Source organism: Sunxiuqinia dokdonensis (assembly GCF_001270965.1).
GTDB classification, from domain to species: Bacteria; Bacteroidota; Bacteroidia; order Bacteroidales; family Prolixibacteraceae; genus Sunxiuqinia; species Sunxiuqinia dokdonensis.
On record NZ_LGIA01000072.1, the window covers coordinates 19,900 to 31,187 of the forward strand.

Sequence of the window (11,288 nt, forward strand, 5' to 3'; positions counted from 1 at the left end):
GCGAAAATAGCTTATTTTTTTGAATTCCCGCTTCGCTGTCGGTTGAAAATAAATCTTTTCCTACACCTTCTCGGCAGGTTTGCCTTGCTGGTTAAGAAAGTCGGAAATATCATTTCCACTTGGATTTTGGAAGACCCGAAGTCCAAATTCGGGCAGAATGGCCAGCACGTGGTCCATAATATCCGCTTGAATGGATTCGTACTTGGCCCATTCCTGGTCTTTACTGAAAACATAAAACTCCAGCGGAAGTCCTTTTTCCGAAGGTTGTAAATGACGCACCAGGAAGGTCATATCCTGATGGATCATCGGATGCTGATGAAGGTAGTTTTCCAGGTAGCGACGGAAAATACCCAGGTTGGTTTGCCGCCGGCCATTAAACACATCGCCTTCCTGCACATTCAGCTTTTTGTTGTATTCCGCGATTTCCTTTTCGCGTTCAGCCAAATAATCTTTGAGCATATAGAACCGGCTTAGTTTTTCGAGCAAGGCTTTATCGCAGAATCGCACACTGCGCATGTCCAGGTTCACCGATCGTTTAATCCGGCGTCCGCCCGATTCTTCCATGCCGACCCAGTTGTTGAACGACTCGGAAACCAGCGCATAAGTTGGAATGGTGGTAATGGTTTTGTCCCAGTTTTGCACTTTCACCGTGTTTAGGCTAATATCGATCACCGTTCCGTCGGCATTGTGGCTGGGCATGGCAATCCAGTCGCCTGGTTTCAGCATTTTGTTGGCCGACAGTTGGATGCTGGCCACTAAACTCAGGATGGTATCTTTAAAAACCAAGAGTAAGACAGCAGCGATGGCGCCCAAGCCACCAATCAGATAGATGGGAGATTTCCCAATTAGAATAGAGATAAAGAAAATGACAGCGATACAGATGAAAAGAATCTGCAGGAGCTGGATGTATCCTTTAATTGGCCGGTTCACCGCGTAGGGTGTGGTTTGGTAGATGTCGTTTGCCGCATTGGCCAGCCTTACCGCAAACAAGGTGAGGATAATGATAAAATAAATGTTGACCAGATTGTATAAAAAGTTGCTGACGAATTCAACTCCGGAAAAATCATAGGCGTAATAAATAATTAATGCCGACGACATGTGGGCCAGCGCACTAAATACTTTCCGTTTTAGCAAGAAGTCATCCCACTGGGTCTTGGTTTTGGCCACGAACTGGTGCACAATTTTCGCCAGAATTCTCCGGGTAAGCCAATGGGCAAGATAGGCCACAAGAAAGAGGACAACGAGGGTAGTAAAAATGGCAATGATATTGGCACTTTCTTCCGGAACATACAGGTCTTCCAGAATTGTTTTGAAAAGCTCAAGTAGGTACTTCATATGATAAAAATCAATTGAATCTGTTGATTTGTTACTAAATTTAGAAGCTAAAATTAATGATTTTGTTATGATTAGAAAATGGGGGTTCGTCAGCTTCTTGTTTTATTTCCTGCCTCAAATTGTTTGGGCGCAGCCAAGTTTCTCAGACCACTTCATAAACAAGGCGTTGCGCGTTGATTATTTGTTGACTGGTTCTGACACCACGGCAGAAGTTATTCTCAAACAGTTGAAAAAAGAACCTCACTATGGCGGTTCACAGGTCAATCTGATTGATAATGATGACCTGGGAACATACCGGTACCAGTTGTTTGATGAGGCTTCGGATCAGCTGCTTTTTTCGAAAGGCTTTTGTCCCCTGTTTCAGGAATGGCAAACCACCGGTGAGGCGAAAGTACAGAAGCGCGGCTTTTATCAAGTGGGTATTTTTCCTTTTCCAAAGAAAACTTGTCGCCTGGTGTTTGAAGAACGAAACTGGAAAGGCGAATTTACCGAGGTTTTCAGTACCGAAATTGATCCCGAGGATTATTTCATTCTTGAAGAGCAAGTGCCGGATTATGAAGTTGCCGAGCTCTCGCTTAAAGGATCACCGCAAAAGAAAGTGGATGTGGTGATTTTGCCCGAAGGATACATGGCTGATGAGATGGATAAGTTTGTGGCTGACGCCAATCGCATGGTTGAGGCTTTGTTTGAGGCAGAACCTTTTAACCGGCACAAGGAAGATTTTAATTGGTACGCGGTAAAAGTTCCCTCGGCCGAGTCGGGCACGGATGTCCCCGGAGAGCATATTTACAAAAATACGGCTTTCAACTCGCACTTTTACACCTTCGATACCCCGCGCTACCTGACTTCGCAAGACATGCTGTCGATTCACGATGCGGCAGCGGTGGTGCCTTATGACCACATTTACCTGCTCGTGAATACCAGCCAGTACGGTGGGGGAGGCTTTTACAACTTTTTGTCGGTTACCTCGGTTGACGACATTTTATCTGAAACCGTCTTTATTCATGAATTCGGACATGGCTTTGCCGGTTTGGCTGACGAATATTATACGTCGGACGTGGCTTACAGCGAGTATTACAATTTGGCGGTGGAACCCTGGGAACCGAATATCACCACATTGGTTGATTTTGATTCGAAATGGGCTCGACTGATCGGCGAAGATACCCCGCGCCCGACTCCGCGAACCGGCAAGTACAGCGATGTTGTTGGCCTTTTCGAAGGGGGTGGTTACCTGGAAAAAGGGATTTACAGTCCGGTGATGGACTGCCGGATGAAAAGCAATGGGCCCAAAGGTTTTTGCCCGGTTTGTCAGCAGGCCATTGAGCAAACCATCAAGTGGCATTGTGAATAGGGCTGGGGGCCTGAATGAATTTAAAGCGAAGTCTCTGACACCAAAAAAGCCATCAGGAGTTTTCCCTGATGGCTTTTTTGATGTCGTTCACCCGAAGCTTATTCTTTCTCTTTTTTAGCCTGAAACCAATAACCCGCTACCAATCCGAGTCCGGCAAACAGGAAAATCATGGATATATAGGCCGCTCCGTTGTCGAGGTTGGTGTAGGCGGTCAGAATACTTCCGGCCAAAACACCCAGGGCGGCACCTATAAATAGCAGGCCAAACTTCAAGGTTAAAAAGTTGGAGTATTTACCCACACCTTTAAAAATGGTTGGGTCTGTTCCCCGTTCGATCATGGCCATTCGCTCTTTGTTTCGTGTGGTTAAAAACACATAAACCATCGCAAAGATAAAGGCGAAAAAACTTACTGGTATTACAATTCCTTCGTTCATAGCTGTATTTTTTAGTTTCTAATTTTTTTCGTCGCCCTTATGACGCAGCTTTTTGGGTTCGGTTACAAGCTCGCTGTTTTTTCTCCGACTTGAAGTTGACAAAGTTTTCAGCGGATAAAATCAGCTGGAAATATTCATTCAATTTTGTAACCACAGGCTTAATCGTTCGTCAAAATGTAGCATGAACCCGAAAGATGATCATTATTATATCGACCAGGTGAAGAACGGCAAGCTGTCGGCCTTTTCCTATTTGGTTGAAAAATACCGCGATATGGTGTATGGATTATCTTTGAAAATGCTGAAGAACACGGAAGATGCGGAGGAGCTGGCGCAGGACACTTTTGTGAAGGCTTTTCAGTCGATTGGCACCTACCGCGGAAGTTCTAAATTTTCAACCTGGCTATATCGGATTGCTTACAATGGGGCTATTACCCAGCTTCGGAAACGAAAAGTGGAACTGTACTCGCTCGATGAGCAAAGGTTAAGCGATCAGGATGAGCTGGATATTGCGAACCGCCTGACGGAAATAGATCAGGAAGCTTTGGCCGGGAGCTTGAAAAAAGCAATGGCGACTTTACCCGCAGATGACCAGGTGCTGATTACCTTGTTTTATTACGAAGATCAGCGGGTGGAAGATATCGCGCAAATTACCGGCTTGAGTGAGAGTAATGTGAAAGTGAAAATTCACCGGGCACGAAAAAAGATGTACAGCTTTTTAAAAGAAAATCTGGAAGAAGCCGTTTTTAATGTGTTGTAAAAAGAGCAGGAGGAAATACCATGAAACAAATAGATCAGAATTTCAAAGAGTTGATGAAGAGCTATCAGCCGGAGAAGTCGCCGGGGGATTTCACGGTGAATGTGATGAACCGGATTTACGCTGAAACCAACCGGATTTCGGAATATAAACCCGTGCTGAATAAATGGTTTTTACGAATCGTGTATGCGATAATTGGTGGTTTTGTCGGCTACTCCATGTTCAATACTGGTACCGAAAGCGCTTCGCCAGGCGGAAGCAAGTTTTTTAGCTGGCTGCCCAAAGTCGACTTGTCGGCAGCAGCCGATGCGGGCGACAAAATCACGGGTGTTTTAGGAGGTTTGCCCCAGTACGTGGTAGTCATTTTCTTGTCAGCAACCTTCTTACTTCTGCTCGATCAATGGATTTTGAGACGCAAACAGGTCTTGTAAATCAAGGTTTCAATTGAAAAATGATCGGCATGCGCATGCTGAACCGCACCGTTTCACCGTTGTTTTTCCCCGGAGTCCATGCAGGCATGGATTGCAGCAACCTTCTTACTTCTTTGTCGTAGCCGGGGCAATTATCCAGTCCTTGACGAATTTCCACAGTGCTGATGGTGCTGTCTTTCTCAACCACAAAACTCACCAGTACTTTCCCTTGGCATTCGGGTGCCGGAAGGCGCAAGCTGTCCTGCACATAAAGCGCAAAGCTTTCGTACATGGATGAACCGCTTTTATACTGGAAGTTGGGGAGCTCACTGGCAATGAGCCAGACGGTCTCTTCTTTTTCCTTTTGATTTTGTGCTGAGCTTGTGTTCAGCGTCAGCAATAGTATAATTGAGGCGAAAACGATTCTTCCGAGGCCAGAAAATATCGGGGGAGATGTCTTCAGTTTCATCAGTCACTGGTTTTTGGTGATTGTGAGCGAAAACAGCAAAGACCGTACCGGTATTCAGCCCAAGCATGTTTACAGACAGGAAGCTACTTCCGGCCACGGGTTTTCGACTTGGCGGTGTTGCTTTTTTGCTTTTCCTTTTTCCGCACGTAAATCAATTTGAGCTGTCCTTTGGTGTTTTCGCGTTGCTCGATTTCAAAATCGGGAATCGACTTGATCAAAGGCGTTAGCTTTTGAAAACCGTAGTTTCGGGCATCGAAGTTGGGTTGCTTTTTCTGAATCAGGTTGCCCACTTCACCCAAAAATGCCCAGCCATCATCGTCGGCCAAGTCAGAGATGGATGATGCAATCAAGCGAATAACCTTGGGCGTCACTTTATCGACCTCGTTTTTAGGTGCGGATTTGCTTTCGGTGACTTCCGTTTCGCTTTCCTGGCTCTGGTTTTTCAAGATTTCGATGTAGATGAATTTGTCGCAAGCCACAATAAAGGGGTCGGGGGTTTTCTTTTCACCAATGCCAAATACTTTCATGCCGGCTTCGCGCAGGCGGGTGGCCAGCCGGGTAAAGTCACTATCGCTTGAAACCAGGCAGAACCCGTTCACTTTTTCCGAATACAAAATGTCCATCGCATCGATAATCATGGCCGAGTCGGTGGCGTTTTTACCGGTGGTGTACCCGTATTGCTGGATGGGCGTGATGGCATTCTCCAGTAGCAGGTTTTTCCATCGCGAAAGGTTGGGCTTGGTCCAGTCGCCATAAATCCGCTTAATGGTCGGGTTGCCATATTTCGCAATTTCTTCCATCATTTCCTTCACGTAGGCCGATGGGATATTGTCGCCATCAATCAGTACTGCTAATTTTAAGTCCATTTTGGTGATTTATTTTTCGGCAAATTACGCATTATCGAAGTGAATAGCATCATGATGTGCAAATATTGCCAAGATCCATTCGGCACTTCTCTTTTTAGCGCAGGCTATAATTCTTTCAGAATGATGTAAACCGTATATACGACGTAGATGAGCAGCAAAGCCCCGGCTTCCCAACGGTCTAGCTTCTTCCTTTGTCCGGTAAACATGGCAATGAAGAGGATCAACGTGCCGCCGCCCAGCAACCACAAATCGGTGTTGAACACCGGATGGTAAATGACCGGCGTTAAGACCGAGCTGACTCCCAGGATCAGAAAGATATTGAAGATGTTGGATCCAATGATGTTTCCCACGGCAATGTCGTTGTTCTTTTTCAACGCGGCTACAACCGAGGTGGCCAGCTCGGGCAACGAAGTGCCGAGGGCGACAATGGTGAGTCCCACAATTTTTTCGCTTACGCCTAGGGCGGTTGCCATTTCTACAGCGTTGGTAACCACCAGACGGCCCCCAATCACCAATCCCGCCATGCCAATGATAATGAAGATCCAGATTTTCACATTCGTGAAATGCTTTTGATCGGGCAAGGATTCCTGTTTGTCAGTTTTGAGCTGCTTGTACACGTAGAACAGGAATCCGGCGAACAAGGCCAGCAGAATCAGCCCATCGATGCGGGAGAGGAAGTTGACTCCGGGCGACAGGATGTCGTTGGCCAGAAAATAAAGCAAGACGACCGCAAAAAGCGAAAGCGGAATTTCTTTCCAAACCGTACTGGACTGCACCACCAGCGGGGTGATTAAACCGGAAATGCCCAGGATGAAAAACAGGTTCACATTGTTACTCCCGATTACATTGCCAAACACCAGGTCGTGGTGGTTTTGCACTGCCGCAAAGGTGTTGACAACCAGCTCGGGCGCCGAAGTGCCAAAAGCAACAATGGTTAAACCAATCGCCAAATCAGAAATTTGGTGCTTTTTAGCCAAGGCCGTTGCCCCGCTCACCATCCAGTCGGCTCCTTTAATAAGCAGCCCCAAACCGAGAACCAAAAGTAAAATTTGTACAATCATACACGTGTTTTTGAGGGCGGCAATTTAGATATTTTTTGGTTGATCAAACCTGCTCAATAAAGCAACAAACTTGCGGAATTGTTCATCTTTTCAGTTTGAAATTTGACTGAAAATCATCGGATTTATTTTGGAATGAATCGACTTGCTTTGAGTTTCAAGCCAAAAAAGCGGAGTGTGAAAACTCCGCCTGTTGTATTTTGCTTAAAATGGAAGGTCGTCCTTGTCGGCTGCTTCCGGTGGAATGTCATCGGGCGTAAATCCCGGAGGGAAGTCTCCCTGGGGTTCTCCGGCTGCCAAACGATCAATTCGCCACGCGTTGATGTTGTGGTACCAACGGCCATTGAATTCGCGCGATTCAACAGAAAATGAAACGTTCACTTCTTCGCCCGCATTCAGTCCTTCCAACAAGGAAATTTTATCGTTGAACAGGGTAAAGCACACTTGCTTTGGAAACTGGTCATCAGCCGTTTCAATCACGAATTCCTGCTTTTTCCATTCTTTTCCGGCTTTGCTTACTCCGGATGCTACATTTAAGATTTGGTTGATCTTACCTTTTAATTCTAAACTCATGGTTCAATATTTTTTCTGATTCCAAAAATAAGGAGAAAAAAAGACCCCTGGTGAAAATTAACCAGGGGTTTATAAAAAGTTTTCAAGAATGATCTACTCGATTACTTCCAGCAACTCAACTTCGAAAATCAAGGTTGCGTTTGGACCGATATCGGCTCCGGCACCACGTTCGCCATAAGCCAGGTCGCCAGGAATATAAACTTTCCATTTTGAACCTTCGGGCATCAGTTGCAGTGCTTCTGTCCATCCCGGAATTACCTGGCTCACACCAAAGGTAGCAGGTTCGCCACGTTCAACCGAGCTGTCGAAAACTGTTCCGTCGAGCAAAGTACCAGTGTAGTGAACTTTTACTTGTTGGTCGGCTGTTGGTTTTGGGCCATCGCCTACTTCAAGAATTTCGTACTGAAGTCCGCTTTCGGTAACCACAATGCCGTCTTTTTCCTTGTTCGATGCCAAAAATGCTTCACCTTCTGTGCGGTTATTCACGCCTTCAGCCTCGGCCATTTTTTGAAAATAAGACTGAATATAGGTCCGTGCATCCTCGATGGTCATTTTTGTTTCTTCACCGTTCAGTTGCTTCTCAAAAGCAGTGACCAGTACTTCCATATTAAAGTCTTTGGCTCCGCTTGATTCCAACTGTTGTTTGTTTTGATCGCCAACTAATACACCGATGGCGTAGCTTGCAGAATCTGCAGCTGTTTCAAGGTTTTCGTTACGTGAAGAACCTTGAGGTTGACATGCTGCCAATACAACGACAGCAGCAAGTGCAAATAGAATTGATTTAAATTTCATTTGTTTGTTTTGTAGATATAATTAAACGATTTCAAGTAATTCAACATCGAAAATAAGGGTGGTGTGTGGTCCGATGGCACCACCGGCTCCGCGATCGCCATAGGCTAAATCAGACGGGACATATAAGCGCCATTTTGATCCGGTTTTCATCATTTGCAAGGCTTCTACCCATCCCTGAATCACGCCGTTAACCGGAAAAGTTGCCGGTTCGCCGCGTTGTACCGAGCTGTCGAAAACAGTGCCGTCGATTAATGTTCCGTGGTAGTGGCATTTGACTTGGTCGGCAGGGCTTGGCTTTTCACCGTCGCCTTCAACCAAAACCTCGTATTGCAGTCCGCTGGCAGTTTCCTTCACACCTTTTTTCTCCCGGTTTTCAGCTAAAAATTGCAGGCCTTGCTCCAGGTTTTCCTTTCCCTGGCCACTTTGTTGTTTTTCCATAAACTCCTGCAAAATCCTATTGGCCTCATCGGGCGTCAATTTGGGCGCTTGCCCGGTAAAAATATCTTCGAGCGCCAGCATGAAATTGCCGGGTTCAATGGTTTTTACTCCTGATTGTATGAGATTGCTTGAAATGCTCAATCCCAGTGCATAACTAAATTCTTCTAATTCTCCGTTAAACTTGTGTTCTGACATAAAATTCTAAATTTTTAAAGAGCTACGAAGATAAAGGAATTTTCGCATTATCCCTGATGATCAAAGGTCTTTCTCGCCGTACAGCATTTCCCGTTTTCCGGGAGGCCCCGGCAGCCGCTGCATAGCGAAGCCATTTTTTTGAAGCGATCGCCTGATATCGCCTTTGGCACAATAGGTTGTGATGATGGCGCCGGGTTTACATTGCAGGCTTATTTTCTGAAAAATGGCATCGGTCCACATATCGGGCTGTTTGCCGGGCGCGAAGGCATCAAAATAAACCAGGTCGAATGCAGGAAGTTCTGACAAGTCGACTGTGCGTAAATCGCAGTTGAGCTTTGTGAGTTCGAATCCGGGTGCAATTGTCGTTGGCTGCTCCCACGGGCTTTGGTGCATGTTCCGGAATAGCGCTTGTACTTCATGGGAATAATTTTGTGCGTAATTCAACTGGCAAAATTCGGCTTCGGTCAGCGGATATTTTTCCAAAGAGTAGTAGTGAATGATTTTGTCCTGACGATTCAGAAACGAAAGCAAGGCGTTGAGACCGGTTCCAAAGCCAACTTCCAGCAAATGGATTTCGGGTTGCTGGCAGCGCTTCAATCCATTGTTGATAAACACGTGCACTGATTCCTGAATGGCGCCGTGAACGGAGTGAAAATGCTCATCCATTTCGGGTAGATACAGGGTGTGCGAGCCGTCTTCTGTTATTTCCAATATTCGTTTCATAGAATCGGGTGCGAGTTTTGAGTTTTGAGTTTCAAGTTTTGAGTTTCAGGTTTCAAGTTGATCCAGGATCGAGCATCCAGCATCCATCCACATGCTCGCAGATCCTGAAACAAGTTCAGGATGACGCTTCAAACGGGCGTTATTGGGCATCGAGCATCAAGTATCGAGCATCCAGTATCCTGTATCCAGTATCCACGATCAGCCATCTGCTTATTCCCTCTGTTTTTCAGCTTGGTATTTGGCCGCCATCGTTAACGCTTCGGTTTTTAGATGGGGCGAATTTCGGCATTTTCTTGCTGGCTTCCATATTTTTGTTCTAAATTTGGCTTACTTTATTCGATTGTTATGCTTATAAAACTGTACGAGGAAAATCCAAACCAGCGCGAAATAGAGAAGGTTCTTGAAGTTTTGCGCGACGGGGGCATCATTATTTATCCGACGGATACCGTGTATGGCATTGGTTGCGACATTACCAATGTAAAAGCGGTTGAAAAAATTGCGCACTACAAAAAGGTACAGATTGAAAAGTCGAACATGTCATTTATCTGTAGTGATTTGAGTCATTTGTCGGATTATACCAAGCCCATTTCAAATACGGTTTTTAAGTTGTTGAAGCGAAACTTGCCGGGGCCGTTTACATTTATTCTGGAGGCCAACTCGAATGTTCCCAAGTATTTTAAAGGGAAAAAGAAAACCGTGGGAATTCGTGTTCCCGACAATAACATCATCCGAGAAATTGTGCGGCAATTAGGCAATCCCATACTTTCAACTTCGGTTTACGATGAAGATACGGTGATTGAATACACTACAGACCCTGAGTTGATTCACGAGAAGTTTGACGATTTCGCGGATCTGGTGATTGATGGTGGCTATGGCGACAATGTACCGTCGACAGTAATTGACTGCACGGTCGATTTGCCGGTTATTATCCGGCAGGGTAAAGGTATTGTTCAGGAATAAGGTGACGAATCTTGACTTGTTTCAGAAAACCGAATCCTTTACTTTCTCCAGAAAGCCGGTGAGAACAAAACCAACACGGTAAACAATTCCAAACGCCCAAGCAGCATTAAAAACGCCAGGAACCATTTTCCGGCCGGATGCACATGGTGGAAGTTTTCCGCCGGGCCAACGTTGCCCAATCCCGGTCCGATATTCCCCAGCGAGGTGGCTACTGCTCCCATGGCCGACTCCAAATCGGGTTCAATCAAAGTGTAAACAATCGTACTCAGGAAGAAGATGATGAAGTAGAACATGAAAAAAGCCAGCACATTGGTAATGATATGTTCGGAAACAGCCCTTCTGTTGAACCGAACAGGGATTACGGCATTGGGGTGGAGTAGGCGCCGCAATTCGTAGTAGCTGTTTTTCAGCAATAAAACAACCCGCATGATTTTAATTCCACCGCCGGTAGAGCCGGCACTTCCTCCAAAGAAGAAGAGGGCAAAGATGATGATAGTCAGGAATGGGGTCCAGGTTAAGTAGTCGGCGGTAGCAAAGCCTGTCGTGGTGATGATGGAAACAACCTGAAACAAAGCATCGCGAAAAGCCAACTCAAAACCCAGTTGGGTAGAAATGAGCAAACCACTGAAAATGATTGCCGTGAAACCCACAATAAACAAGATGTAGTATTTGAATTCTTCGTTTTTGAAGACTTTGTCAAACTTTCCGTGAATGGCCAGGTAGGAAAGGGTAAAGTTGGTTCCGGCCAGAAACATGAAAAAGATAATGACATATTGAATGTAGGGTGAGGACCAATAGGCAATTGATGCCTGTTTGGTCGAATATCCGCCCGTAGCCATGGTCGTGAGCGAATGGTTAACCGAGTCGAACAAAGTCATGCCGCCGGCCCAAAGTAATAGTGTTTCGGCGATGGTGAATCCGAAATAGATG

The 11,288-nt window shown here is 45.7% G+C and carries 14 protein-coding genes; 4 read left to right on the forward strand and 10 right to left on the reverse strand.

What is annotated here, in order from left to right:
* Window positions 1-60: 60 nt before the first annotated feature.
* Window positions 61-1,335: a mechanosensitive ion channel family protein gene (locus NC99_RS06355; protein WP_082326342.1), complete on the reverse strand. Its 1,275-nt coding sequence runs from the start codon at window positions 1,333-1,335 to the stop codon at window positions 61-63.
* A gap of 67 nt (window positions 1,336-1,402) precedes the next feature.
* Here NC99_RS06355 and NC99_RS06360 point away from each other — a divergent pair, with 67 nt between their 5' ends.
* Entirely contained in the window at window positions 1,403-2,686 is a 1,284-nt protein-coding gene (locus tag NC99_RS06360; RefSeq protein WP_053181073.1) for a M64 family metallopeptidase, read from the forward strand.
* A gap of 98 nt (window positions 2,687-2,784) precedes the next feature.
* On the opposite strand, the gene NC99_RS06365 is transcribed toward NC99_RS06360, so the two are convergent.
* The gene (locus NC99_RS06365; RefSeq protein WP_053181076.1) at window positions 2,785-3,120 is read right to left on the reverse strand and encodes a DUF6249 domain-containing protein; all 336 of its coding nucleotides are present in this window, start codon (window positions 3,118-3,120) and stop codon (window positions 2,785-2,787) included.
* 181 nt (window positions 3,121-3,301) lie between these two features.
* Here NC99_RS06365 and NC99_RS06370 point away from each other — a divergent pair, with 181 nt between their 5' ends.
* Window positions 3,302-3,877: an RNA polymerase sigma factor gene (locus NC99_RS06370; RefSeq protein WP_053181079.1), complete on the forward strand. Its 576-nt coding sequence runs from the start codon at window positions 3,302-3,304 to the stop codon at window positions 3,875-3,877.
* 20 nt (window positions 3,878-3,897) lie between these two features.
* Window positions 3,898-4,305, forward strand: a complete 408-nt coding sequence (locus tag NC99_RS06375) for a hypothetical protein (protein WP_053181082.1) — start codon at window positions 3,898-3,900, stop codon at window positions 4,303-4,305.
* A 1-nt stretch (window position 4,306) separates the two neighbouring features.
* On the opposite strand, the gene NC99_RS06380 is transcribed toward NC99_RS06375, so the two are convergent.
* The 7 genes from NC99_RS06380 to mnmD all read right to left on the reverse strand — a co-directional run bounded on the left by NC99_RS06380 (window position 4,307) and on the right by mnmD (window position 9,398).
* A complete protein-coding gene (locus NC99_RS06380; protein WP_082326343.1) occupies window positions 4,307-4,753 on the reverse strand; it encodes an energy transducer TonB in 447 nt (148 codons plus the stop codon).
* Between the two features lie 83 nt (window positions 4,754-4,836).
* Window positions 4,837-5,619 carry an NYN domain-containing protein gene (locus tag NC99_RS06385; RefSeq protein WP_053181090.1) on the reverse strand — a complete coding sequence of 261 codons (783 nt, stop codon included), beginning with the start codon at window positions 5,617-5,619 and terminating at the stop codon, window positions 4,837-4,839.
* 104 nt (window positions 5,620-5,723) lie between these two features.
* The gene (locus NC99_RS06390; protein ID WP_053181093.1) at window positions 5,724-6,680 is read right to left on the reverse strand and encodes a calcium/sodium antiporter; all 957 of its coding nucleotides are present in this window, start codon (window positions 6,678-6,680) and stop codon (window positions 5,724-5,726) included.
* A gap of 201 nt (window positions 6,681-6,881) precedes the next feature.
* On the reverse strand, window positions 6,882-7,250 hold the full coding sequence (locus NC99_RS06395; protein WP_053181096.1) for a DUF3127 domain-containing protein: 369 nt from the start codon (window positions 7,248-7,250) through the stop codon (window positions 6,882-6,884).
* Window positions 7,251-7,343: 93 nt separating this feature from the next.
* Entirely contained in the window at window positions 7,344-8,042 is a 699-nt protein-coding gene (locus tag NC99_RS06400) for an FKBP-type peptidyl-prolyl cis-trans isomerase (protein WP_053181099.1), read from the reverse strand.
* Between the two features lie 21 nt (window positions 8,043-8,063).
* The gene (locus NC99_RS06405) at window positions 8,064-8,675 is read right to left on the reverse strand and encodes an FKBP-type peptidyl-prolyl cis-trans isomerase (RefSeq protein WP_053181102.1); all 612 of its coding nucleotides are present in this window, start codon (window positions 8,673-8,675) and stop codon (window positions 8,064-8,066) included.
* 60 nt (window positions 8,676-8,735) lie between these two features.
* Complete coding sequence (gene mnmD, locus NC99_RS06410; protein ID WP_053181105.1) at window positions 8,736-9,398, reverse strand: tRNA (5-methylaminomethyl-2-thiouridine)(34)-methyltransferase MnmD; 663 nt, start codon at window positions 9,396-9,398, stop codon at window positions 8,736-8,738.
* A 345-nt stretch (window positions 9,399-9,743) separates the two neighbouring features.
* On the opposite strand from mnmD, the gene NC99_RS06415 reads away from it, so the two are divergent.
* Window positions 9,744-10,358 (forward strand): L-threonylcarbamoyladenylate synthase, encoded by a 615-nt coding sequence (locus NC99_RS06415; protein WP_053181108.1) that lies wholly within the window; start codon window positions 9,744-9,746, stop codon window positions 10,356-10,358.
* Between the two features lie 38 nt (window positions 10,359-10,396).
* On the opposite strand, the gene NC99_RS06420 is transcribed toward NC99_RS06415, so the two are convergent.
* The coding region (locus tag NC99_RS06420) for a TrkH family potassium uptake protein (protein ID WP_162231163.1) at window positions 10,397-11,288 on the reverse strand (892 nt) is incomplete at its 5' end.